This window comes from Enterococcus sp. AMC1251, from assembly GCF_058216535.1.
In genome coordinates this window covers 1,934,448-1,959,420 of record NZ_CM177098.1, presented here as the reverse complement: position 1 = coordinate 1,959,420, position 24,973 = coordinate 1,934,448, and the positions used below count along the sequence as shown (strand labels likewise).

Here is a 24,973-nt window from a genome sequence, read left to right as displayed (position 1 = left end):
TTTTAAATTTTTTTAAAGAGGTTATTTATTACTAATTAGTTAACTGTATGAAAAAAAGAATTGAGTTTTGATATTAATCAGATTCAATTCTTTTTTGTATCAAATTTTTTCAGCAAACCTCAGCAACTTTTTTGACCTAATTATAGGTGAATATATTACACATTTACGAATATCTAAACAAAATTGTGGTACCTTTAAATTACATCAAAGAGGTGAACGCTATGAGAAAGAAAACATTAACGCTAAAACTATGGCTGATCATAAAGATTTAAATAACTTTCGTACTCATTTTTATAGAGTGTGTGGAAGTGGCTATTTAGCTTTTCAAAAATCAATAAAGCATCTTCAACGATAGGTTTACCAGACAAATCCTTATTAAGGATGAGATTAATGCCCTGGTGATACTTCAAAATTGTTAAAGGAAAAAAATCCTTGCTGCTAATATGTTGAATGGCCAATTGAATATATTGAATGGCAATTTTTGGTTCAGCACGAACATGAAATACATTAACTAAGTTAAGTAAGAAAAAAATATAGTCTTTATTTGTCTCCTCAAATTCTTCAAACTTCAAAAATCCTTTTAGAATTTTCTTTGAAAGTGTCACTAAAACATCGGACTCAAACAGATAAGCGAAATTAGCAAATATTTTAATTTCATACAAACTACAATCTTTAATCTGTAAAAAGTATTTTGTTAAGATGTCAATATTATGATTATCTAACTGAAAATCATTTATAATTGCAGAAATTAAAATAGAGTGGTGTTGATAGAATACGTCATTCGATTGTTGAAACAATGAGTTGCATTTTTTTTGTAATGACTTAAGATCAACTAATTTGTTTTCTTGAGAATAATATAACTCTGTAATAGATGCGCTTATTGCTTTCTTTTCGTTATTTTTGTGATCGTTTGTTACATATGTAAATTCATTGAAGGTTACGTTTAGCCTTGAAATAATCGCAATAAATTTATCTAAGGAAATATTGTTTTCATTATTTTCAATCTTAAAATAGTGATTAGTTGACATGATTCCTTTCACTAATTCTTGTCGGGTGATATTTTTACCTACTCTTAATTTTTTTAAAGTTGTTCCAATTTCCATCATTGTCACTCCTTGGGTTTTTGGTAATCCCTTACTAAAACCTTAAAATATCTTATAGAAAGGGGTTGCATTCAATGTTTACATGGTTTGAAACTTTTATTCATCATATCATAACAGTTTAAAAACTGATGCCTTGCATTTGCAAGGTATTTTATTTTTTTTTGAACAAAGTATCTATATCGCATTCTAATAGTTGAGCTAAGATGGGTAAATGTACTGCTCTAAGATCTTGATCTCCGTTTTCATATTTATAGTAGGAACTAGATCTCTTATAGCCTAAACAAAATGCCATGTAAGTTTGGGTGTATTCCAACTCTAATCTTCTTTTCCTCATAAAATTACAGTCTATTTCATATTCTTGAATGTCTAAATTTTTAAAATGATAATTACCCATAACTGGTCACATCCTATTCTGTAGTATACTTTATTTTAAAACAGTAATACGTTGAGAATACAAAAACTCATCAAAAATGATGAGTTAAGATTTTATAGTTAAACTAACTGATTGCCAGTTATTTTTCAATGAAGCCTTGATACTGTCATAAAAGAAAGAGCGTTATTAATACAAGAAAGCGTTGACTATCCCCATTTTTTTCTTTACAATGGGGATGAGATAAAAACGTGAATATACAAAAAGGCACTTCATAGTTAAGGCTGGAACCGAAACTACGAAGCCCTGAGAAGTCAGCTGCACTGACCAATCAAGTTGCCCATTAGTCGATACAAAGTACCGACCTCATTTATTATAACTAATTTTCGTGGGATTTTCCACCTTTCTATTAGTTTTTTTGAATGAGTGTAGGTTTATTTTGAGATCTAACTATGCAATGGTATTGGATGAGGTACAGTCCAATACCATTTTTTTGTGCGTTTTTATCTCCTTTTTTATTCAATTAGGAGGCGAATTTGATGAGTGTGAAAACCATTTTAAGACACGCACCATAAGTGTTAAACGATTAGTTGTAAAGGTGTTGAAAAGAAAAGGAGGAAAAACATGATCAGTCCTTTTAGTTCTTGTAAGAAAAGTAAAGAGTTACTTATTGTTTCTGGGCAATTGCCAATAGAGCAGGGAGAAGATGAAGTAGTATCTAGCCTGTTTTATGATCAAGCATTAGTTTGTTTGAAAAATATTGAAAGCGCTATTTCTGAGTTTGGATTAACCAAAGATAATTTACTAAAAACAACGTTATTCTTAACTGATATCAACGAATTAAATGAAGTAAATCAAGCGTATATGGACTTTTTTGAATTAGTAGAGGAGTTACCCGCTAGAAGTGCCATTCAAGTATCTGCACTTGCTAAGGGAGCATGTGTTGAAATAGATGCAATTGCACAATTAAGTGAGGTGGCACATGTCTAAAAAGAGAACAACGATTGCCTTATTGACCTTGATGTTTGTCTCAAATATTGCTTTAGGTATTTCACCAAGTGTGGGCAAGATTGGTCTTGCCTTTCCAGAAGTTAGTCGTTCGACACTCCAAATGATTTTATCTCTTGCTGCATTTTCCAGCTTTGGTGCATCATTAATTGTTGGAAAAATTCAACAGTACGTCTCTCAAAAAACGGTTATCCTTTCAGGTTCCGTTCTCCTCTCTCTCGGCGCATTGCCACTCGTCATTTCAACTAGTTTTCCATTTCTTTTAGTTGTTTCTGTCTTACTAGGGTTAGGTGCTGGAACAATGACAGCCACAGCACCAGCCTTGATTTCTACTTATTTTACAGGGGATGAACGTTCCTCTATGCTAGGAAAAAATGCCAGCTTAAAATCTATCGGTAGTATGGTCATGACAAGTTTAGGCGGTATGTTAGCCGTTTATGGTTGGCAATTTAATTACGCTATTTTTCTCTTTGCAATTGTTGGTTTTACTGTAGGCTTACTATTGTTACCCAATGATCGAAAAATAAAAAAAGAAGAAAAGTTAGAAGAAACGAATGATCTACAAGAGCAAGTAGAAGATGAGAATCAGCTAAAATTAACCAGTCCTTCTGTTTTAATTGTGATTGCGTTAGGTGTCACGATTACCTTAATGAGTGCATGCACCCAAAATAACGTTGCTATACATGCGCAAGAATTAAAAATAGGTGACACCTCAATCTCTGGTTTAGCCTTAGCTTGTCAAAGCTTAGGAGCGATTATTGCAGGCTTTTTAATTACACCTGTATCTAAAATTCTTAAACAGCATACATTATTTGTTGGCTATATATCGATGGCAATTGGACATGGGATTATTGCAACGATTCATCTCCCAGCAGCACTCTTTGTCGGCTGTTTCTTTGTTGGTTTGAGTGCAGGATCGGTGATGACACGTATTTTATATTTGATGACGTCTGTTGTCCGACCCTCTGCGATTCCCGTCACAGCAAGTATCTTTTCAGCTGCAACAAGTTTGGGATTTGCCTTATCACCATTGCTCTTCAACCCCATTGCAGGGATGGTTTCAAATTCATTAGCCACAACATCCTTTTTTATTGCCACCTGTTTAGCGGTTTGTTTAATTATTTTGCTAGGCATTACTCAATTTGAACAACGATTATTAAAAAAAATACAATCTTAGGAGGAAAAGGAAATGTCACAATTTGATGAAGTCATAGAAAGACGCGGAACGTGTGCAGGAAAGTATGATGGCTTAGAGTTGCTTTATGGAAATGCTGATTTATTGCCTATGTGGGTGGCGGATATGGATTTTAAAGCGCCCAAAGAAGTGATTGATGCAGTAGTGAAGAGAGCAGAACATGGTATCTTTGGTTATAGCATGTTTGGTTCATTCTATACAGATGCGCCAATCAAATGGCACGAGAAAAGAAATAACATCACATATACCAAAGAAAGTATTTTCTTCACTCAATCTGTCTTACGCTCACTAAACCTTGCAATCTTAGGGTTAACGAATGAAGGTGATAGTGTGATGATTTCAGTCCCAACTTATGGTCCATTCGCAAAAGTACCAGCTGGAGCGAAGAGAAATTGGGTAGGCAGTCATTTAAGAAGAGTTGGGAATTCATATGAGCTTGATTTTCAAGATTTTGAAGAAACAATTACCAACAATAATGTGAATTTGTATATTCTCTGCAATCCACATAATCCGACTGGACGCGTTTGGACAGAAAAAGAATTAGTCACTATTTTATCTATTTGTAAGAAACACAATGTGCTAGTTATTTCTGACGAAATTCACAGCGACTTAATTATGCCAGGACAAACATTTATCCCCGCAATGAAAGTTGCACGTGAAATTGGCTATGATCAATCGTTGATGGTTCTGACTGCGACAACGAAGACTTTCAATATGGCTGGGCTACAAGTCTCTTATTACATTGTAGAAAATGAAACATTACAGAAGAAAATGGCAGATGCGAAAGCCTATACCCATGTTTCTGATTTATTGAACAACTTTTCGTATATTAGTTTAGAAGCAGCGTATGAGCATGGCGATAGCTATGTAGACGAGTTAACAAGCTATATCTATGAAAACTACCAATACATGTGTAGTGAACTAGAGAAGTATTGTCCTAAAGTTGAAGTAACGGACTTACAAGCAACGTATCTTACATGGCTCAATGTCAATTATCTCAATACAACAGAAGAGGCACTAAGAGCAGCTATGGTGGAAAGCGGTTTAGCCATCGAAACCAGTCAAGATTTCTTTGAAAAAGATGATTTATGCATTAGGGTGAATCTAGCATGTCCAAAGGAAACCTTGCAAAAAGGAATTGAAATGCTTGTAAATGGGATCAATAGTTTCGCGTAAGTAAGTTACTTAATGGCTACCCGTAAAAGAAAAAAATATGGGTAGCTCTGATTTTTAATCACATAGAAATTCACTTTATAGGGAAGGAGCGAAGCAATGAGTAAAGTAGCCATATTAGAATTTGAAAAAAGAGAGTTAAGTTATTTAGTTCAAGAAATTAATTCTGAAAATTTAGTAGAATCTGTTGAAACTATTCAAAAGCACGTGAACTTATTAATGGAGCTTGCAGAGATCACTTATACACTAAAGATGGAGAATAAAGAGCCAATTAATCAAGTAGAAGAAAAAAAAGAAAAGGCAAAGCGTCAATGGAAAGAAGAATGCACCACTAAATGGTATAGAGGACAGTTACATCGAACGCTACAAGGCGGAATTATTGGTAGCTTTAAGGATGCATATGTTCCTGAAAGCGTCATAAGAGAGCAGGAATTTGAAGAATATGATTGGATTCAAGCAGACATCCTTGGAATCGTAAACAAGAAGAAGAAATATTCATTTTCCTTATTAGAGAAACAAATGAATGGGTCAAAAAGACAGACAAATCGAATTCAGCTTAGCTTTTGTCCAGTCTTTTTGAATAAAGAAATAAACCGTTATTATATCCGGAAAAGCACTCTTGAAGAATTAGACGAGATTATCTTACTTTCTGAGGCGGATGTTCAAAAGTATAAACTTGATGATAGCAGTGTGATAGATTTTGCCTATATGAAAGGGAACCAGACTAAAGGACGTGTCATCTGGAGCTATTCTGTCAGTGAATTACAACAAGTAGAGAAAAAAAGAACGAAAAAGAAAATAACCAAAAAAGGAAATCATCATAATCGAACGGTTAAACCATTATTTAAGAATCAAATTATTTCAATGGTTGGTGGAGGAAATACAGGATTACAAACATCTATAAAGAAAGAAGTAGAACGTCGAGGTGGAACATTGCTATTTAGTTCAGGTGATGAACCACATCAAACAATCATCAGTCGTTTAAAAAAAGTAGTTGCGTCATTGTTTATACAGAAAGTATCAGCCATGAAGCAATGTACCTAACTAGGGATTTTTGTAAACAACAACAAATTCCTTTGTCATTTACGAAAAATATTGGTAGCACACTCTTTGTGGCACGTGTAAGCAAATTATTAAATCAAAGAGCGCAAAAATAATTGAATAATTAGAACGAAAAAAATCAATTAAAGTATTTATCGTTGATGGCGCGAAACATCAATGATAATGAGTATAATAATTAGTTGATTTTGAGCTTGTAGTGTCTGGTAGCTTTTCGTTCTTTTTATAAATGGTAGTGTATTAGAAAAAAACACACTCCCTAGCTAAATTTATTACTTTTATATCTAATATACTATCAAAAAAATGGATACTCATAAATTTAAGACACCCATGTTTTATTGGAACAAGCATGAGCTTCTGAGATTAACAAAAAGGTAGCCTAGTCAATGCGTAACAAGTAAATTTTTATATAGAGAAAAGAAAAAATAAAGTTAGCAGTTAATGCAGGAGAGAAATATGAGTATCTTGATAAACAAGCAGTTAGATTTTAAAGAGATTCAAAAGAAATCTTTAAATTTAGCTGTTTCTTTTTTTGAAATTTTTCAGGAAATTACACTTTATCTTTGTGATGATTCTAGTGTATCTATAGGCTTATGAATAAGTCTAAAATGAACTATATGTCTAAATGTGTGTTTTATGTTTCATTAAAATAAGGAAATCAGTCGAAAATGTCTGTTTCAATAACTGTTCCTATGATACACTAAAATAAGATACTATTTAGTACTTATTTAGAGGTAATTGCATGGATAACTTTATTAAAAGTAATATGGAAACTGCTCAGTCAATCGCTACATCAATTGCAAGCTCACTTGATGGACTATCTCGAGGAGGAGTTGTAACAAGTGACTCTCAAACAACCATTTCAGGTAATACAAATGCAGGCGAAGCCATCCAAGCTATGTCAGATGCTCAAAGTTATGTTTTACAGGCTGTTGGTCAAGCATCAAAAAATTTACAATCAGTAGCTAGTGAGTTTGAAGCTGCTGACAAAACGGCACGAGACGCAATGACAAATTTAATTCCTACCTTAAGTGGGAGGAAAAGTTAATGGTGAAAACAACTGATAGCATTAGATTAGAAGAAATTAACGTAGAAAGAAAAATAGATGAAGTTGGTGGACAACTTCGTAATATGAAACAAATAGAAGATGATTATTCAGAGTTTTTCCATTCTTTTTCATCGTATTCTTCGGAATTGATGGAGTATTACGGACAGTCTAAATTAAGCTGGGTCATTGAAGACCAAGTTGATACAATTCGTGTGCATCAAAGAAACATTTTTGACTCTTTAGAAGGTGACAGAAGAATTTTAAGTGGTCAGCAAAGGGTCTTAGAGGACGAACGAAATGAACTAGAATTCGCACGTAAAAAGATGCTATTAGAGGAGGAAGACACTCATGGTTGAAATGGTACTTTCCTCCTCTAGATATCAGTCTAGTAGCGTTACGACAAAAAGTAAAAGCACGATACAGGCCTATGAATCAGTTATAGAATCACTACAATCTTTTATTAATGAGGACAACCTTTCGTCTATGGCGTATAATAATGGAAAGAGCTATTATGGTTCTGTATTAGTTCCTTTTGTAAAAGCAAGTATTTTATTGACAGAAGCAGTATCGGAAGCGTGTCAGAAATTTGTAGATACTTATTGTGCTGAGGTGGATAGTTGTGATTTGGATTCTGATAGGCTAGAGAGACAAATTAGCGAAGCTAAAATGCGAATTGCGCATTTAGAATCTATCCGTCAAGACATCGTTTTGAAAGATATTCCAGATTATGCTAAAGAACAACAACTGATGTACAATGATAAAACGATGGAACCGATACTTAGCATGAAAAAAGATTTAGAAGATAAGCTAGAAAAGTTACTTGAATTTGAAGCTACATCACCAGAAATTTTCTCGAACATTACAGATTTGAAAGCGATCGTTGATAAAGGAAAAGCTCAAACTGATGTTTCATGGAATGGTGGCGCATTTGTCATTCCAAAAGGTTTATCATGGACAAATACAGTGACCGATAAATGGAAGATTCGTCTTGATGGAATTAAAGCAAAAGAGGAAGCTTATCATAGGGCAAAAAGAAAAGAACTTGAAGGCTATAATGTTTATGCTTGGCCGTATCAAGACCCAGTAACCAAAGAAGTAAGTATTATGTGGTTCATAGATAAAGCTGGTGTCCGAATTTTTGATGAAGAGTTGCAGGGGTATGTAGAAAAGTATGGAAAAGATCTAGAGGGGATATATGAAATTGTTGGTTGGGATAAAATCTTAGAACTAGATCTAGCAGCAAGACGCAAAGGTGATGGCAAGAATTATTTAAACGAAAATCAAATTCCAGAAGGTTGGCAAGGTTATAGTAAAGTCGGAGCGTATGTTGATTCAGCATATTGGTACGCACAAAAGACCGGATTACTTGATTTAGCTTTGTTAGCAGGTTTGTCTTATGCGGCTACTAAGTCTCAAATGAAGGGGTCTACTAGTGCTTTTGGCGAGATGAGTTCGGCTGATGCAACAAGATATAATAAATATTGGAATGATGTTGCAGCGGGAAAAACTGTCAATCAACGTTTAGGTATTGAGGATGTCATAGGGAAGTTAAAACCTGTTGGTAAACAACCCTATGAATTTCATGATTATAATGGTGATCCATCCAAACTGTATAATGGTGCTGGAAAAATAAGTCATCCAAATGAGTGGAATACTACTATTGATAATTTGAAAAATCAAGGTGTGGAAGTTGTACAAAAAGGAGATGGAACATTAGCTTATGCTCCTAAAAGTGATTTTCATTCACCACAATTAAATATTGATGGAAATGCTTCTTATAGTGCGTTAATGCATGAACAACAGCATTATTTAGACGACTTAGCAAATGGATTTCCTGGAAATGAATTTAATTTCCAAGTAACAAATAGACTTAAGTCTGAATTCAATGCGTACATGAAGGAAATAAAGATTGCAGAACAAGCTGGAAACAAAATTTTAGCAAATCAGTTATTTGAAAATTATATCCGAGAAAAAAATCAAATATTATATGGAGTTAGCAACTACTAAGGAGAGTGTTGTAAAATGGAATCGATATTTAAGATTGAAAAAAAATTAAAAGCAAAAGAATATTCAGAACAGGAAATATGCAACTATTTAAATTCTGAAAGTATCTCTTTAGTCTATATGGTCTTAAACGAAATTTGGCAAGAAAAAATAAATAGTACAACTGTAATGAATGAAGTGATTGCAATTGCAAATAATGATAGGGAAATATCATCGAAAGGATTAGGAGTGACAACTTTGAGAATAGTAGCTATATCTACATTAAAAAAGTTAGGACATAGTGAAATTTTTGATTCTTTAGAGGAAGAGGAAAAAAATTTAGTTAGAGGTGCTTTTAATTAATATTTCTAACTTCTACTAAGAATTAAAGCTACGTTAAAAGAAAAAGTATTTGTCGTAGTTACAAAAATACTGGATGTCATTAATATTAAGAAATCGGAGTGAAATAGTTATGATAAATCAAGACAAACTATTTTATGAAATAAAAAATTTAATAATAGAATGGGTTCAAAAAAATCAAAAATATTTTAAAGATAATAATATTGAAATGAATATATTGCGTAATGAAACTGATGGTCTAGTAGTTGGTTTTGAAAATAGTAGTTTTATGGCTGAGATAGTAGTTGAAAACCCCAATTTTGCTCCTTATAGATTTATCTCTTTTGAAGTAGCCGCTATTATAGAAAACCAAACTGCAATAATCTACAGTTGGTACGATAATGACAATACTTCAAAACAAGAAATTGAAGATAATCTAAAAAAAGGAATTGACTATTTCATTAATAATGATGAAAAATAAGTTTTGAAACGAAGGATGCTAAAATGGATAAATCTATGAAATTCAAAGAGCCCATTCGGAATTCTTATGTAGGTGAGGAGTTAGAAAAAATCTAAAGATATCAATAAAAAATTGACTATTAAATCGCTAAATTCTGAATCAACAATATACTTTAAATCTGAATAGAATATTTTCTTTGAGGTGATATTTAATGTGGTTACTATTATTTTTTTCAGAGTCTAAACGAGAATTATTTAGTTTGTTTTTAAGTCATGCTGTTAACAGCTTTATAGCAGTATTATCAATTATTTTTGGGATTCAATCACTGTTAAAAGGAGAAATGGCAAGTGGTCTTGTACTTGGAGGAATTGGGTTGATTGTTGGTGGCATAACTATTTATCTTATTCAAAAATCAATTAGGAATTTAATTCATGAAAAGAAGAGTAAAAAATAGAACCATTAATGGTTAAGTTGACATCTATAACTAAATAATTGTAAGTTTGTTCCCCATAAAAGTTAGAAGGAAAATAACTTTTGTGGGGGATTTTAAATAATGGAATATAGCTAAAGTTGGACTAGTTGTTGTCAGCGTAAAATAAAGTAGAGGTAAAAATATGAAGAAAGAGAAACGAGGATTTCAGAATAATCTACAAAAATATAGAAAACAAAAGGGGCTAACAATTCAAAAGTTAGCAGATGATGTACATGTTTCAAGACAAACGATTTATCAACTGGAACAAAATAGATATCAACCTTCATTGATATTAGCATTTGACCTAGCAAATATCTTCGGAGTGAGAATTGAAGAGGTTTTTCAATTAGTAGAATAAAAATTACTACCTATTTAGAATGGTAGAATCATATTATTTTAGTTGTAGAAGCGTAAAATTATTTAAGTCCAACTTTAACTATTATGCATAAAAAACAGCTATTTTTAAGAGAAATAAACAAATTTCTTTTGAAGATAGCTGTTTTTATACTTCGCCGATAGTAAAATTAAGCTAGACAACTAAATAAGTCATTTGTGCTACACTCAAAATAGTTCCGACCAAAGAATTATAAGGAGTGAAGACAAATGACCTATACTCATCTTACATCAAATGAACTCGTGATGATAGAAGCTTATTTCAATATGAGCCAACCTGTTACGATGGTTTCTAAGACTTTAACTCGTTCTAGACAGACAATCTACAATGTTTACAACTTCCTGAAACAAGGAAAATCTATCTGTGACTATTACCAACAATATAAAGAAAATAAAACACGTTGTGGTCGACAACCCATTAGTTTGCCTACAAAACAGCATGATTACATTCAATCTATGGTGGCTCAAGGGTGGACACCTGATGTGATTATTGGTCGAGCTGAGTTTCCTATTTCATGCTCTGTTAGAACACTTTATCGTCAGTTTAAAGCGAATCAATTTGATTGCTCAAAACTACCAATGAAAGGGAAACGAAAGCCCAACGGGCATAAAGAACGTCGTGGAAAGCAAGCATTTAAACGCAATATTTCAGAACGATCCACTGACTACCCTAATTTCCAACAGGAATTTGGGCATTTAGAAGGTGACACAATTGTTGGCGTTCATCATAAAAGTGCCATCATCACTCTAGTTGAACGCCTTTCAAAAGTGATTATTACATTAAAACCAAATGGTCGGAAAGCATTGGATATTGAAAAAGCGACAACTGATTGGCTACAAAAGATTCCCAGAAACTTGTTCAAATCCATTACCTTTGATTGTGGAAAAGAATTTTCAAATTGGAAAAACATGAGTAATGTCAATGATATTTCTATCTATTTTGCAGACCCTGGAACCCCCTCACAACGCGGATTAAATGAGCATTCGAATGGGTTATTACGTAAAGATGGGCTGCCTAAAACAATGGATTTTAATCAAGTTGACCAAGCTTTTGTTGCGGCTGTCACCTCTAAAAGAAATCACATACCAAGGAAATCTTTAAATTATCGAACACCATTAGAAGTATTTTTGAGTTACATAAATGAAAGACATTTGTCTAGCTTAATTTGACAAATCAAACTTCTATAAAATCACAATTCAAATAATCAACTTGAATATAGATAAATATCACAAAATGTTTGTTTCAATGTCTTGTTAATCTTGATATAATAAAATCAGCCATACTAAAATAAAGATGAGGAGGGAATACGAATGCAGAAAATCGAAGAGTACATTTTATTGAGAAAAAAGAAGGATAAGTTGAATGAGTTTGACTTTACTCACCATTCAGAGAATATGGGGAAAATTATTCAGTATGTTTCAGATTATTTTAACGACTATCTAACTCCAGAAGACTTTAGTAATGAAAAACTAAAACTTCAACAAAATCTTGAAAAGTCTAAAAAAATGTTATTGCAAAGGTATCCCAATTCTCATGAATTTATTGAAAATTATTATTTAAAAAATCAAAAAAGAATAGATAGCTTTATAGGGAAGTCCTATGAAAGTTCTCTGGATGTTAGTCTTTATTATCGTGATGAAGATTTTTTGAAGATTGCTGAGGATGTAATATTTAAGAAGTTGCTTTTAGAAAAAATTTCAGAAGATGATCTCTCTCAAGTTGTTATAGCTGTTAAAGACTACCATAACTATACTCAATCCAAACCACGCAGAGCAGAAATGAAGGAATTAGATAATAACGTTGTAAAGTGGGTAATGGATTCTTATAGAGAATATGGTGTCAATATCGCAGATTATGCCTTTAACCTAGCCTGGAAATGGGGAGACAAGTATGTAGAGAATAAATATGTAAGAGAAGAGCGTGAGATGTATTACATAAATAAATATGATTATCGCTACCAAGAAAATCCCTTTGATATTGATCATGAATTTGAGAAGCATCAAGACTTACCATTTATGGAAGGGAAGAGAGATTTTCTTGAAATGTTAGTTATGTATTTTTGGTTGTTTAGTATTTTGGAAGATCAGTCCTATTGGCCGGAGTATGAGCAGCTATGTATTAATAATCGCCAAATGCCACTAAAAACTCAAAAAAGAATTTTAATTCCAGTAATGATCAATCAAATTTCTTATTCAGAAATAATTGATAGCCAGACAGAATATCTTGAAAGTAAGAATGGTTTGATAAAGTCTAAAGCAAAAGATCGTTATATCTTATCCATTATAAATGAGAAACAAGTGGATAATATTTGGACCAATCAATCCAGTCGAAGAAAATGTGTAGACAATCTTAAATCTACTTTTAGTGAATTTGGATTACCTGAGTTTTTAGAATTACGAACACCAATAAAAACACCCTTTTTGACAATTAAAGAATTGATAGCGATTTACCAAGAAATAACAACTGAGTTAAAAGAATATAAAAAATTGACAATAGCTATTAAGACCTCTTCAATCAAAACAGGTAAAGAACCATTAATCCATAACATGAACGATATTATGAAATTACACAATGCAATCAAAGAGATGCAGTTGAAATTGAAAATAATCATTGATTTGGTGGATACTAGTGGAAGAAATGTATTGAAAAAACAAATGGATGATTTAGTCAATACATTAGCTGGAACCCCTGATTTATTTATCGGATTTCACTTAAATGCAATTGATAGTTGGGGAGGATTTCATGGATTGTATCATTCTTCTAAGCGAAGTCATCTTTACGAAAGAAATCCATATCCGCCATTTTCAGAATTTATGACAGGAATAGCTACAATTTTACAAGATTCTAAGCCTAGATTTTTTATCCCTCAAAAAATTACAAAAAGTAAAGACTTAGAGATATTAACGGACCAATTATATCGCTGCGGCTGTACGTTTAAATGAGGTGGAAATAATGAATAAAGAAATTGAAAACTTCCCTTTGAATTGCATCAAAGATAAAAAGGTTTTTAATAAATGGGTTCATTCACTAAAAAAAATTGATTCGCTAAAGTTACATGAATACTTGATAGATTATGATGAAATTATCAAAATTAGAGAAAGTAAAGAAAAATATAAGTATATAGATCAGCTTCCTTATTCTTTACAAAGAGAAGAAAAAAGTCAGATAAAAATAGAGCATAGCAGAGAGTCAGAAAGAACAATTCTTGATATTCAGGTAGGTAGTAAAAAAAGAAGAAGTGCGTATATTATTATGAACCAACTGCTGAAAGGAACAGAAAAACTAGGTGGTTCAGTTTATATTGGGCATGAAAAAGCAATGAATACTGAATTAGTACTTAATAACATTCGGTGGAAGGTCAAACTAAAAGAACTTTCCATGCGAAGAAATGCAGATAATAATAAAAGTATGCAGCCTGCGCACGGACGGATTCCTAGTGGAATATTACAGTTAGAGATTACTTGTATAGAAGGAAAAGAAACGAATGTATATTCGGATCAAGAGGAAGCGTTCTCCAAACAACTGATTAATATTTTTGAAAATATTCGGCTTCAATATATTCATTATAGAGACGTGTATATAGAAAAAGAACGAAAAAAAGAAGTAGAAGCTAAATTGAGAGCACAACAAGAGGAAACAAAACGTTTAGAAGAAGAGGCAAAAAAAATAAAAATTGAGATTTCTGAAAGAAGAGAGCAGTTGAAGGATGAAGTCTTTCAACACAAAATAGAACTTGAAAAACTTTTGGAAATTAATGAATATGTGGAGAAGTTGAAGCAAGTTTATAAAGATAGTGAAGATTTGGATGCTGTAAATGAGTATATTGAAAATGTTCAGCAAACTTATAATTTGAAGAACTTTGTAAGTAAATTGAAGAAGTGGAATGGAAGTATTATTGATAAAAATACCAGCTAATTCAATATGAATAGTGGGCTTAGATAGAAGACATATAATATAGTATTTGATTATTTAGCTTATAAAGGAGAAGAGAGAAAATGAAGATTTCGTCTATTGATATTAAAAATTTTAGAAAACTTAAAGAATGTAGTATTGACTTAAGTGGAACAGAAACAGTTTTTGTAGGTGCCAATAATAGTGGTAAAACTTCTGCAATGGATGCAATTAGGAAATTTCTTAAAGGTGACAGGCCTTTTGCGCTTAATGATTTGACTCTTTCAAATAGAAGAGCAATCAATGAAATTGGTGAAAAATGGTTGGATGAAAACTATTTAATCGAAGAAAAATTAAATGAATTAAACGACTTACTGCCAAGTTTGGATATATGGTTAAATGTAGAAGATAATGAAATCCATTATGTTTCTCACATGATCCCAACTTTAAATTGGACTGGTGGAACTTTGGGTGTTCGTTTTGCGAAAGAGCCTAAAGACAGTAATAGAATGGTTTTAGAATATATTGAGTCGTACAATAGAAGCAGAGAAGTAGAAAACTCCCAAAGTATGAGCAAGAAATCAGGAGATGTCGGGATGCATCTTTGGCCAAAGAATTTAAGTGATTTCCTAGAAAAAAAACTAAATGATGTACTAGGATTAAAGTATTATTTGCTTGATCCTTCAAAAAAAATGTTAGCTAGTGATGGCACAATACCAATTCAAGAAACGGACTATAATTCAGAATTTCTTGAGGGAAACCCACTAACCGGGCTTATTAAGATAAATACTATCGATGCTCAACGTGGCTTCTCAGATCCCGAAAGTAATGAAAATGGAGCTAATTCAACAACTGGCGATTTGTCAAATCAGTTAAGAAAATACTATGATAAGCATTTAGACCCTCAAAAAATGCCCAGTGTTGATGACATTAAGACATTAGAAGCAATGGAATCTGCGACTCAAACATTCAATGAAAATTTAGAAGTAAAATTCAAATCTTCGATTGGAGAACTTGAAGCCCTGGGTTACCCTGGTTTTAATAATCCTAAGATTAGTATCAAAACAAAAGTTAATGCAAGTGAGTCCTTAAAACACGATTCTGCTGTACAATATGCACTAACAGAAACTAGCGAATTCAGGCTACCAGAGAAGTTTAATGGATTAGGCTATCAGAATTTAGTTTCGATGGTATTTTTACTTATCGCTTATAGAGATAGTTGGCTTCGCATCGGAAAGGACAAAAAGAAGCATCTAGAAGAAGATTTTATAGGCATTGAACCAATTCATTTAGTTTTATTGGAAGAGCCGGAAGCTCATTTGCACATTCAAGCTCAACAAGTGTTTATAAGTAAAGCTTATGGAGTTTTACGAAATAACGATTTACTTGGTGAGTCACCTACTTTCACAACACAATTGGTTATCAGTTCTCATTCAAGTCATATTGCTCAGGAAGTTAAATTTTCTAATTTGAGATACTTCAAAAGGTTACCGGATGATACACAATGTGATGTGCCAACATCAAAAGTAGTTAACTTGTCTGAGGTTTTTGGAGAAGGTGTTGAGACGGATAAGTTTGTATCAAGATATTTACTATCTACTCATTGCGAATTATTTTTTGCAGATGCTGCGATATTGGTCGAAGGTGCAACAGAGAGGATGTTGCTACCTCACTTCATACGTAATAAGTATAACGAATTAAATAGAAGATATATTACGATTCTAGAAATAAATGGCAGTCACGCTCATAGACTGAAACCTTTAATTGATAAACTAAGTCTGAACACTCTAATCATAACAGATCTTGATTCAGCTAACCCAACTGGACATCACAGTGGAGCACGACCAGAGTTAGGGAAAAAATTAGTCAGCAAGAACAGTACGATAAATAAGCTACTTCTCCAAGAAAATGGTGCCAAGCTTAAGTCCATAGATGATCTTTTAAAACTAGAAGATGATAAAAAAATAATAGTAACTGACTCTCCGTTTGAATATTCTATTAGAGTTGCTTATCAAACTCCAACAAAAGTTAAGATAAAAGGGAGTGAGGAAGAAGCGATATCTAGCAGTTTTGAAGATTGTATTATTTATTCTAATATTGATATCTTTGAAGACAAACAAATAATAGCGGTTGATAATGAAGCAGAGAAACCAATAAAAAAAGAGCAAATTTATGAAAATAAATTGATTAAAAAAATCAATAATACTATTAACTCAACTACTGATTTTGATACGTTTCATAAGGAGTTATACTCTATCCTTAAAAAATCAAGTTCGTACAAAGCAGAATTTGCTTTAGACTTAATATACACGATGAACCCTGAAAATTTAGCTGTGCCCGAATATATACATGAAGGTCTTGTGTGGCTTCAAGAGAAGCTAAAACCAATAGAATAGGAGACGTTATAATGAATGATGTGTTAGATACAGGTGATAATCATATTGATGACCACGTAGACGAAGAAATTAAAACATGCTTTGATATAGATGCACCTAAAAGTTTTTTTACTTTTGCTGGAGCAGGTTCTGGAAAAACACGAAGTTTAGTCAATACATTGAAGTATATAGATGATAAATATAGAGATTACTTCATTAATCACTCACGCCGAGTAGCAGTTATGACATATACCAATGCTGCAAGTGATGAAATATCTAGAAGAGTAGAGTATAACCCTATTTTTTCTATATCTACTATTCATAGTTTCTTATGGGGACTTATCAAAAATCATCAGTCAGATATACAAGATTGGGTTATAAACGATACCAAAGAAGCTATTGCCGATTTGGAAGAAAAAGAAAAAAAAGGGCGTGCTGGTGCAGCCTCAGACAACAGAAAAAAGCAGATACTGTCGAAACAATCTAGATTAGAAAAAATGGAAAAAACTATTCGTTTTTCATATAATCCCAATGGTGAAAATATAGGATTTGATTCACTTAACCATACAGAAGTTATAAAAATTGGAACTCATCTTATTCATAATAATAGAACCATGCAAAAAATATTGATTAATAAATTTCCAATTATGTTGATTGATGAGAGCCAAGATACAAAAAAAGAGTTAATAGATGCACTATTATTTGTTGCCGAATCCAATGAGTCATTTGTTGTAGGTATGTTTGGAGACATGATGCAGCGTATTTATTCAGATGGTAAAGAGGATCTCGCTCAAATAATTCCAGAAGATTGGATTAAACCAGAAAAAGTTATGAATCATAGAAGCCGAAAAAGGATAGTTAATTTGGCTAATTCAATTAGAAAAGACGTAGATGGTATGAGTCAAAAATATCGAAGTGATAAACTTGGTGGTTTTGTCCACTTGTTTATTACTGATAATACTGCTGATAAGCAAAAATTTGAATTAAATGTATCTCAAACTATGGCTAAAATAACTGGAGATAAAAAATGGCTAATACCGTCAGAAACTAAAAGTTTAATATTAGAGCATCATATGGCTGCAAGTAGGTTTGGTTTTTTAGAGTTTTTCTCTCCGTTGTATAAGGAAGAAAAATTGAAAATTGGAAGTCTTGATGGAAGTTTACCAGAAGTTACTTTCTTTACTAATATTATCCTACCATTGAGAGAAGCATATTTATCGGGAGATAATTTTGAAATTTCTCGAATTGTCAAAAAATATTCACCTCTATTATCAAAAAAAGCATTTTTGAAAAACAAATCTAACCAACTAGATCAAATTAGAATGGTTAATGAATCAGTTAATCGCATTTTTGAATTATGGAGTAGTGATAAAGAACCAACTTGTTTAGAGATATTAGCTTGTGTAGATAATGAAAAGCTATTTGAAATACCAGAAAGACTTCAAGGGCTTCATCTTATAGAGGTAGATGATGTAGAATCAATAGAAGATTCTGTTTTAGTTGCACTACACTTAAGTATGTCAGTACCTTTTTCGCAAGTAAAGCTGTACGATTCATATGTGAGCGGAGAAAGCCCCTTTGATACTCATCAAGGTGTGAAGGGTCTAGAATTTCCTAGAGTAGCAGTAATTCTAGATGATGAAGAAGCTAAAGGATTCTTGTTTAGCTATGAGAAAGTTTTTGAAGCAGTAGAAATGACTGCTACAGATAAAAGAAATGAAATAGAAGGGAAAGATAATTCAATTTCACGAACTAAGCGATTATTTTATGTCACATGTACTAGAGCAGAAGATAGTTTAGCTTTAATAGCTTACACAAAAGATCCTCAAGCTGTTAAGCAATACGCAATGTCAAATTCTTGGCTTTCTGAAGATGAAATAACAGTTTTTGATTAAGGAACCTATAGAAAATGAATGATTCTGATAAATCAGTAATTGAAAAAACAGAAGGTTTAATGAGAAATCCTAATCAATCAATAAAGCAGATATTAAAATTATTTTTTGAAACTAAATGGATAAAAAGTTGAAAAGAAGAAACTCTCCAATTTTTGTGTAGAATAATAAGAATGAAAAATGAGGGGAATAAAATGAATAAACATGGTATTTGTATGCTATGTGGTAAGAAAAAGAAGCTAACTTTTGAACACATCCCACCTAAAGCAACTGGTAATACTCGACCAGTGAAAATGCATACGTTAGACCATATTCTTGAGCGAAAAGAAAAGTCTTTAGAAGTAAGCAAATATATTCAATCTCAAAAAGGGTTAGGAGCGTATACTCTATGTGAAGAATGCAATAATAATACCGGCAGTTGGTATGGAGCTGAATTTTCGGACTTTTCAAATACAATAGGTTATATGATTGAAAAAGAGGGATTACCTAAAGAACAAGCAAATGTCATATTTGAGATGGAGTTAAATCCACTTAAAGTTATAAAACAAATAATTTCTTTTTTTTGTTCCACAAGTTCACTTGATTTTATTGATCAGTCATTGAGAAATTTCGTATTAGATAAAAATTCTATGGAGTTTCCTGAAAACTATTTACTTAAGGGATACATTAATAATGGTGACACTACAAAAATAAGTAAAGACCTTCATTTTGTATTGAAAGAAAAATCAGGTATAGTTCTTACACCTCTATCTGAGATTTGCTTCTACCCATTGGGTTTTGTTTTGTACAAAAAACCATTTTTTAAAGGATTTGATCATCTTCACACTGATATAAGTGATTTTAGTCATTTTCATGAGAAAAAGATGTACAAAATCTCGATGAGTGTTCTACAAAGTGCGGGAGATTTACCATTTATATATAATGGTTTTGAATGGGGAATTAAAAAAAAATGTGATTTATACGATGGTTAAGAATAGACTCCTAGTCTTTATTAATGGAGGTTATCGCAATATATTGAGAAGAATGTGAAAGAAGATAGTTATCTCTTATATAATAGTCGAAAGATGTGAATTAAGTAGTCATTGTGATAAAATTGGCTGCTTATTTTTTTATCAAGTTATCATTACAATGAAATTAGTAATTCGCTTAAATATTGAAATCTAAATTAATATAAACAACTTCAGTGGTTACTTCAGCGAAAATATATGGCTAATTTTCACTGAAGTTGCTATAATTGATTGAATTCTAAATTCCTTTAAAAGTTAGGAGGGCGATTATGAAATTTAAAGAAGAAAAAAAGGAACTAAAAGAAATTATTACAGCATTTGAACGAGATTATGATGTATATAAAAATAAAAATTCTTTATTTAATGAGCAGATGACTCGACAACAATATATAGATAGATTCTTAAGGTTACTTGGATGGGATATCTCAAATCCAAGAAATTTGTCATTTAATAATCGAGAAATCGTTGCAGAAGAGTATTCAAATAGCTCTGATAGACCAGATTACACAATTAGGATGAATGGTTCAAGTCTTTTTTATGTTGAAGCAAAAAAAGTTAGCGTTAATATTGAGAGCGAAATAGATCCAGCGATGCAAGTCCGTCGTTATGGATGGAATGGTGGACATAAAATTTCAGTTTTAACAAATTTTGAATATCTAGCTATTTATACAACTTTTCATCAGCCAAAAGAGGATGATAAGGTTGCATATAATCGCTATAAAATATATTCTTACAAAGAATTTGTTGAAAAATTTGATGAAATATATGAGTTATTATCTCGTGAGAGTGTTTTAAATGGTTACTTTAATGAATGGACGAATAATATTACCCCCGTTAATGCAACGAAATTATCTCTTGATCAGGTATTTTTAGATCAATTGAATGAATGGAGATTGCTAGTAGCTAAGGATTTAGTTGCTAGTTCTGTTTCTGAATTTCAAGATAGTTCTATATTGAATGAAAGTGTTCAGTCGTTTCTAAATCAACTAATCTTTTTAAGATTTATAGAAGATAATCGTTTTGAAGGTACAGAACAATTGAAAAATAAAATAAATGAACACACAGATTATCAGTCATATTTTAAGTCATTAGATAAAAAATATAATTCAGGTATTTTTGAAAATCCAGATGTAATTATGAACATGAAGGAAAAAACTTTAAAGATAATTGTTGAAAGTTTATATTTTCCAAATGCTTCCTACGATTTTTCAGTAATTGATTTGTCGATTTTAAGTAGAATTTATGAAAATTTCTTGCAAGAAGAAATTGTTTTTGATAATAAATATATTGTGAAATTAGAAAAAACAAAGAGTGCTAAAATTAAAGCGGTAGTATCAACTCCTGATTCCATTGTTAAATTGATGGTCCAAAGGACACTCGGAGAAAAAATAGAAGGTTTATCACCTGATCAGATAATGGATTTGAAAATTGGGGATTTAGCTGTAGGATCAGGTATTTTTCTGATAGAGGTGTACAACTATCTCGAGAACTACCTAGTTGATTGGTATTCAACTAAAGAAGGAGTAGTTGCGACTCCTTATTCAGTTCCATTTAAAGTAAAGAAAACTATTGTACAGAAAGTATTTAGAGGATTTGATATTAATAATCAGGCAGTACAGCTTACTAAATTTTCTTTATTACTTAGATTATTATCCTATGAAGACAAAGAAAGAATAATGGAAATTAGTCCACTACTACCATCTTTAGAAGAAACTATTATATGTGGAAATTCTTTGGTAGATGAGAGAGATGTTGATATTACAGCAATGTCTTATGAGGAGTCAGAAGATATTGTTCCAATGGTAAATCAAGTTTTTGATACAATCAAATTTGATGTTATTATTGGAAATCCTCCTTACCTTCAAACCAAAGAGATTATTGAATCGACTTCAAATATTGAAATTAATGTTTATAAAACTAAATATAGTTCTGTTTATAAACAATATGATAAATATTTTATGTTCATTGAAAGAGCTCTAGAACTAATTAAAAAAGATGGGTTTACAATATTGCTAGTTCCCAATAAGTTTTTTACAGTCGGTGCTGCGACGAAACTACGAGAATTTATAACTCAAAAATATGGACTTACGTTCATAATTGATTTCAAGACAACCCAAGTTTTTCATGGAGTAATCAATTATGTAGCAATTGTTCAATTTGGAAATTATAGTGATAAAACCTTTCAATATTCTGTGGCAGATTCGGTGGATAGTGCGTTTGAGATTGAAAATGGTCTCATTTATGATATTACAAAACTTGAGACTAGCCATTGGTTTTTGACTCAAGATATTAAACTAAGGAATCAATATGAATTTGCAATGGAACATTTTCCTAATATAGAAACAGCAGTAGTACCTGTCAATGGAATACAAACTAGTGCTAACAATGTATTTCTAATTGAGAAGAAATACATTGTAGAAGAAACGAAAGAAAATATAATTTTTGAAGTAAATAAAAAGAAAAGAATTGAACGATTTTCTATTGAAAAATCTTTGCTAAAAGACTTTTATCAGACTCCTCCTAAGGTGCAAGGAAGATCATATATGCCTCTTATTGCTAACAAATATGTGATTTTTCCATATAAAAATGGGAAGATTATTGATTATAATACTATGGAGGATAAATATCCCAACACTTTAGAATACTTCACGAATCATAAGCAAGATCTTCTTCCTAAAGTTATGGGGGGAAAACGAGATGTCCAATATTGCGTTGAGTGGTATCAGTATGGACGTACTCAATTTTTAAAAGAATCAAATGTAGATAAAATAATAGTTGGAGTTATGACCAATCAACCTAATTTTAATATAGATAGGAAAAGAATGTTGATTGCCTCTGGGGGAACTGCTGGGTATATAGCTTTAATGAAAAAAGAAGATTCGCCATATAGTTTAGAGTACATTCAGGCTTGGTTGAGTCATTCGTTTACTGATATGATTTTTCAAACAATTGGTAGTTCTTTTGAAGGTGATTTTTACACACACGGAACTTCAATGTATGAAGATATTCCGCTATTACCAATTGATTTTTCTGATTCTTATCAAAAGGAAAAATACGATAAAATTGTTAGTTGTGTGAAAAAAATTGAAGAGATTAATCAGCAAATAGAATCAGGATTAAACTCTAAAGAATTGAAATTTAGAGAGAAACAAAAAAATGCACATATATCTAATATAAATGAAATATTTGATGAACTAATTCAATTTAAGGTGGAGAACAAAGGTGAATGATAAAAGTAAACAAACCACACAGAAACTTCGTGGTGGTTACTATACACCAATTAAGATAGCTGTTTTTTTGACTTCTTGGGTGATCTCAGATAAATCTATAAAAAATATTTTAGAACCTTCTGCTGGTGACGGTATTTTTATTGATACATTGAAATCATTTGAGCGTGATATAAAAGTGACGGCAATTGAAATTCTGGAAGAAGAAGCTGATAAAATAATAGCGAAAACAAAGGGTTTTTCTGATTTTGAAATAATACATGCAGATTTTTACGATTTTTATGAAGATTTTAGAGATAAAAAACTTAACGGTGAAATAAACGAATATGATGCTATTTTAGGAAATCCACCATATATTCGCTATCAATATCTTACCGAGGAGCAACGTGATTTTCAAAGTGATATTCTCGAAAATAATGGAATTAAACCCAATAAGTTAATAAATGCTTGGATGGCCTTTACAGTTGCTTCTATTGAAATGATAAAAAGAGGTGGAAAGATTGGTTTTGTTTTGCCTACTGATTTACTACAGGTATCGTATGCAAAGCAGCTTAGAGACTATTTATTTGATAGTTTATCTTCTCTCACTGTAATTACTTTCGATGGTCTTGTTTTTGAAAATATTCAACAAGATGTTGTTTTGATTTTAGGAGAAAAAGGACATTTCAAATCCAATGAAAATTCAACACATAATTTGAGAGTAATCAACTTAAAAGATGTAGAGGGACTTAAAGAAGATATATTAGAGGTTCCATTTGATCAATATACATCTTATAGCTCAGATAAGTGGACAAAATTTTATCTCTCACGAAGGGAAAGAAACTTTTATGAAGAAGAATTTTCAAATCATATGGAAGGTTTTAATGATTTTGCAAAAGGCGAAATTGGTGTTACAACAGGGAATAATGAATTCTTCGTGGTTAACGATCAATTGGTTAATGACTATAAATTAAAAAAATATGCTCGTCCTTTGCTGGGAAGAAGTGTGGAAGTAAAAGGTGTATTTTATAGGAATGAGGACTTAGAAACTAATATTGTTGCAGGTCAAAAGGTATGGATGTTAGATTTTAATGGTCAACGGTTATCCAACACGGCTAAGAAATATATTGATTATGGAGTACAAAATAAGGAAAATGAAGGGTATAAATTAAGCTTAAGAAAAAGATGGTACGACATTCCTTCGATTTGGGTACCAGATGCATTTCTTTTGAGAAGAATTGGTTCGTTTCCTCGTATTGTTAAAAACGAAATTCAAGCAACGAGTACTGATACATTTCATAGAATTAAATTTCATGAGAAAGTAAATGTTTCTAAATTTCTTTTTTTAATGTATTCTACTCCAACTCTTTTAAGTTTTGAATTAGAAGGTAGACTTTTTGGTGGTGGAGCTTTGGAAATTTTACCAGGCGATTTAAAAAATGTTAAACTTCCTATTGTTGATGATAAGCTTGATTATGATATATTGGTTCAGGAATTAGATGAAAAATTCAGGTCTGGTGAAGTTATTACAGAGATTTCTCAATGGGTAAATAGCAAAATTAAAGATCATAGTAGTTTATCAAATGAACAAATCGATTTGACCTTTTCAATGTGGCAAAATTTGAATAAAAGAAGAACTGAAAAGTAATCAGTATATTATTGTAAAATGAACAAAAAAACATTTAATTACTCATGTCATATTGAGTGATTAAATGTTTTTTTTATTACCAATTTTTAAGAATATTAACTAAAAGTAGTTAAGTATTTTAACAATTGTGATTTTCTGAGAGTAGATGAAAGTTTTGTTTAACAAAAAAATTCAAATACGTTGATTTTTTTCAATCAAATTACAATTTATTGCATGTAAGACTTTTGATCCTTGAAAACTGAATAGCAAACTTTACTAGATACTTTCCTTTTTATACGAGCGTAAAATTTTGAAGCGCCAAGTTCCTAATTCAGGACGCGATAAACTTCTAATTTTTTGGTTATCAGCCA

Annotated in this window: 22 protein-coding genes; 20 read left to right on the top strand and 2 right to left on the bottom strand. The window is 31.7% G+C overall.

All coding sequences use genetic code 11. The annotated features are described in order from the left end of the window. Positions 1–248: 248 nt before the first annotated feature. The gene (locus AC4BBR_RS09170) at positions 249–1,103 is read right to left on the bottom strand and encodes a helix-turn-helix domain-containing protein (RefSeq protein WP_490459275.1); all 855 of its coding nucleotides are present in this window, start codon (positions 1,101–1,103) and stop codon (positions 249–251) included. Positions 1,104–1,254: 151 nt separating this feature from the next. Next, a complete protein-coding gene (locus tag AC4BBR_RS09165; protein ID WP_490459274.1) occupies positions 1,255–1,497 on the bottom strand; it encodes a helix-turn-helix domain-containing protein in 243 nt (80 codons plus the stop codon). 600 nt (positions 1,498–2,097) lie between these two features. Here AC4BBR_RS09165 and AC4BBR_RS09160 point away from each other — a divergent pair. From AC4BBR_RS09160 to AC4BBR_RS09065, 20 genes are all read left to right on the top strand, one after another. Further along, on the top strand, positions 2,098–2,463 hold the full coding sequence (locus tag AC4BBR_RS09160) for a RidA family protein (protein ID WP_490459273.1): 366 nt from the start codon (positions 2,098–2,100) through the stop codon (positions 2,461–2,463). Beyond that, entirely contained in the window at positions 2,456–3,658 is a 1,203-nt protein-coding gene (locus AC4BBR_RS09155; RefSeq protein ID WP_490459272.1) for an MFS transporter, read from the top strand. Before AC4BBR_RS09160 ends, AC4BBR_RS09155 begins: the two co-directional genes overlap by 8 nt. A gap of 12 nt (positions 3,659–3,670) precedes the next feature. After that, positions 3,671–4,852 (top strand): MalY/PatB family protein, encoded by a 1,182-nt coding sequence (locus tag AC4BBR_RS09150; RefSeq protein WP_490459271.1) that lies wholly within the window; start codon positions 3,671–3,673, stop codon positions 4,850–4,852. 96 nt (positions 4,853–4,948) lie between these two features. Further along, positions 4,949–5,893 carry a hypothetical protein gene (locus AC4BBR_RS09145; RefSeq protein WP_490459270.1) on the top strand — a complete coding sequence of 315 codons (945 nt, stop codon included), beginning with the start codon at positions 4,949–4,951 and terminating at the stop codon, positions 5,891–5,893. Positions 5,894–6,364: 471 nt separating this feature from the next. Next, complete coding sequence (locus AC4BBR_RS09140) at positions 6,365–6,505, top strand: hypothetical protein (RefSeq protein WP_490459269.1); 141 nt, start codon at positions 6,365–6,367, stop codon at positions 6,503–6,505. 145 nt (positions 6,506–6,650) lie between these two features. Beyond that, complete coding sequence (locus tag AC4BBR_RS09135; RefSeq protein ID WP_490459268.1) at positions 6,651–6,956, top strand: TIGR04197 family type VII secretion effector; 306 nt, start codon at positions 6,651–6,653, stop codon at positions 6,954–6,956. Continuing rightward, positions 6,956–7,312, top strand: a complete 357-nt coding sequence (locus AC4BBR_RS09130; protein WP_490459267.1) for a DUF3958 family protein — start codon at positions 6,956–6,958, stop codon at positions 7,310–7,312. The genes AC4BBR_RS09135 and AC4BBR_RS09130 overlap by 1 nt, the downstream gene beginning before the upstream one ends. Then, a complete protein-coding gene (locus AC4BBR_RS09125; RefSeq protein ID WP_490459266.1) occupies positions 7,305–8,963 on the top strand; it encodes a hypothetical protein in 1,659 nt (552 codons plus the stop codon). Before AC4BBR_RS09130 ends, AC4BBR_RS09125 begins: the two co-directional genes overlap by 8 nt. Before the next feature lie 15 nt (positions 8,964–8,978). Continuing rightward, positions 8,979–9,302: a hypothetical protein gene (locus AC4BBR_RS09120; protein ID WP_490459265.1), complete on the top strand. Its 324-nt coding sequence runs from the start codon at positions 8,979–8,981 to the stop codon at positions 9,300–9,302. Positions 9,303–9,411: 109 nt separating this feature from the next. Then, the gene (locus AC4BBR_RS09115) at positions 9,412–9,759 is read left to right on the top strand and encodes a hypothetical protein (RefSeq protein ID WP_490459264.1); all 348 of its coding nucleotides are present in this window, start codon (positions 9,412–9,414) and stop codon (positions 9,757–9,759) included. 190 nt (positions 9,760–9,949) lie between these two features. Continuing rightward, positions 9,950–10,192 carry a hypothetical protein gene (locus AC4BBR_RS09110; protein WP_490459263.1) on the top strand — a complete coding sequence of 81 codons (243 nt, stop codon included), beginning with the start codon at positions 9,950–9,952 and terminating at the stop codon, positions 10,190–10,192. A 160-nt stretch (positions 10,193–10,352) separates the two neighbouring features. Then, positions 10,353–10,568, top strand: a complete 216-nt coding sequence (locus tag AC4BBR_RS09105) for a helix-turn-helix transcriptional regulator (protein ID WP_490459262.1) — start codon at positions 10,353–10,355, stop codon at positions 10,566–10,568. Positions 10,569–10,813: 245 nt separating this feature from the next. Beyond that, positions 10,814–11,773 (top strand): IS30 family transposase, encoded by a 960-nt coding sequence (locus AC4BBR_RS09100; protein ID WP_490459128.1) that lies wholly within the window; start codon positions 10,814–10,816, stop codon positions 11,771–11,773. A gap of 141 nt (positions 11,774–11,914) precedes the next feature. Next, positions 11,915–13,546, top strand: coding sequence for a hypothetical protein (locus AC4BBR_RS09095; protein ID WP_490459261.1), 1,632 nt, complete (start codon positions 11,915–11,917; stop codon positions 13,544–13,546). Between the two features lie 10 nt (positions 13,547–13,556). Further along, positions 13,557–14,519, top strand: a complete 963-nt coding sequence (locus tag AC4BBR_RS09090) for a hypothetical protein (protein WP_490459260.1) — start codon at positions 13,557–13,559, stop codon at positions 14,517–14,519. Positions 14,520–14,599: 80 nt separating this feature from the next. Beyond that, the gene (locus AC4BBR_RS09085) at positions 14,600–16,891 is read left to right on the top strand and encodes an ATP-dependent nuclease (RefSeq protein WP_490459259.1); all 2,292 of its coding nucleotides are present in this window, start codon (positions 14,600–14,602) and stop codon (positions 16,889–16,891) included. Further along, complete coding sequence (locus AC4BBR_RS09080; RefSeq protein ID WP_490459258.1) at positions 16,858–18,765, top strand: UvrD-helicase domain-containing protein; 1,908 nt, start codon at positions 16,858–16,860, stop codon at positions 18,763–18,765. Before AC4BBR_RS09085 ends, AC4BBR_RS09080 begins: the two co-directional genes overlap by 34 nt. A gap of 191 nt (positions 18,766–18,956) precedes the next feature. Then, positions 18,957–19,733, top strand: coding sequence for a hypothetical protein (locus tag AC4BBR_RS09075; protein ID WP_490459257.1), 777 nt, complete (start codon positions 18,957–18,959; stop codon positions 19,731–19,733). 305 nt (positions 19,734–20,038) lie between these two features. Beyond that, on the top strand, positions 20,039–22,999 hold the full coding sequence (locus tag AC4BBR_RS09070) for an Eco57I restriction-modification methylase domain-containing protein (RefSeq protein ID WP_490459256.1): 2,961 nt from the start codon (positions 20,039–20,041) through the stop codon (positions 22,997–22,999). Beyond that, positions 22,992–24,623, top strand: coding sequence for an Eco57I restriction-modification methylase domain-containing protein (locus AC4BBR_RS09065; RefSeq protein ID WP_490459255.1), 1,632 nt, complete (start codon positions 22,992–22,994; stop codon positions 24,621–24,623). Before AC4BBR_RS09070 ends, AC4BBR_RS09065 begins: the two co-directional genes overlap by 8 nt. Positions 24,624–24,973: the final 350 nt, after the last annotated feature.

What these genes read in the sequence shown, in the direction of transcription:
- AC4BBR_RS09140 (WP_490459269.1), top strand. Translation starts at nt 6,365, where the DNA reads ATGAGTATCTTGATAAACAAGCAGTTAGATTTTAAAGAGATTCAAAAG.
- AC4BBR_RS09145 (WP_490459270.1), top strand. Translation starts at nt 4,949, where the DNA reads ATGAGTAAAGTAGCCATATTAGAATTTGAAAAAAGAGAGTTAAGTTAT.
- AC4BBR_RS09170 (WP_490459275.1), bottom strand. Translation starts at nt 1,103, where the DNA reads ATGGAAATTGGAACAACTTTAAAAAAATTAAGAGTAGGTAAAAATATC.
- AC4BBR_RS09095 (WP_490459261.1), top strand. Translation starts at nt 11,915, where the DNA reads ATGCAGAAAATCGAAGAGTACATTTTATTGAGAAAAAAGAAGGATAAG.
- AC4BBR_RS09160 (WP_490459273.1), top strand. Translation starts at nt 2,098, where the DNA reads ATGATCAGTCCTTTTAGTTCTTGTAAGAAAAGTAAAGAGTTACTTATT.
- AC4BBR_RS09075 (WP_490459257.1), top strand. Translation starts at nt 18,957, where the DNA reads ATGAATAAACATGGTATTTGTATGCTATGTGGTAAGAAAAAGAAGCTA.
- AC4BBR_RS09135 (WP_490459268.1), top strand. Translation starts at nt 6,651, where the DNA reads ATGGATAACTTTATTAAAAGTAATATGGAAACTGCTCAGTCAATCGCT.
- AC4BBR_RS09070 (WP_490459256.1), top strand. Translation starts at nt 20,039, where the DNA reads ATGAAATTTAAAGAAGAAAAAAAGGAACTAAAAGAAATTATTACAGCA.
- AC4BBR_RS09110 (WP_490459263.1), top strand. Translation starts at nt 9,950, where the DNA reads ATGTGGTTACTATTATTTTTTTCAGAGTCTAAACGAGAATTATTTAGT.
- AC4BBR_RS09105 (WP_490459262.1), top strand. Translation starts at nt 10,353, where the DNA reads ATGAAGAAAGAGAAACGAGGATTTCAGAATAATCTACAAAAATATAGA.
- AC4BBR_RS09120 (WP_490459265.1), top strand. Translation starts at nt 8,979, where the DNA reads ATGGAATCGATATTTAAGATTGAAAAAAAATTAAAAGCAAAAGAATAT.
- AC4BBR_RS09100 (WP_490459128.1), top strand. Translation starts at nt 10,814, where the DNA reads ATGACCTATACTCATCTTACATCAAATGAACTCGTGATGATAGAAGCT.
- AC4BBR_RS09155 (WP_490459272.1), top strand. Translation starts at nt 2,456, where the DNA reads ATGTCTAAAAAGAGAACAACGATTGCCTTATTGACCTTGATGTTTGTC.
- AC4BBR_RS09130 (WP_490459267.1), top strand. Translation starts at nt 6,956, where the DNA reads ATGGTGAAAACAACTGATAGCATTAGATTAGAAGAAATTAACGTAGAA.
- AC4BBR_RS09090 (WP_490459260.1), top strand. Translation starts at nt 13,557, where the DNA reads ATGAATAAAGAAATTGAAAACTTCCCTTTGAATTGCATCAAAGATAAA.
- AC4BBR_RS09125 (WP_490459266.1), top strand. Translation starts at nt 7,305, where the DNA reads ATGGTTGAAATGGTACTTTCCTCCTCTAGATATCAGTCTAGTAGCGTT.
- AC4BBR_RS09085 (WP_490459259.1), top strand. Translation starts at nt 14,600, where the DNA reads ATGAAGATTTCGTCTATTGATATTAAAAATTTTAGAAAACTTAAAGAA.
- AC4BBR_RS09150 (WP_490459271.1), top strand. Translation starts at nt 3,671, where the DNA reads ATGTCACAATTTGATGAAGTCATAGAAAGACGCGGAACGTGTGCAGGA.
- AC4BBR_RS09165 (WP_490459274.1), bottom strand. Translation starts at nt 1,497, where the DNA reads ATGGGTAATTATCATTTTAAAAATTTAGACATTCAAGAATATGAAATA.
- AC4BBR_RS09115 (WP_490459264.1), top strand. Translation starts at nt 9,412, where the DNA reads ATGATAAATCAAGACAAACTATTTTATGAAATAAAAAATTTAATAATA.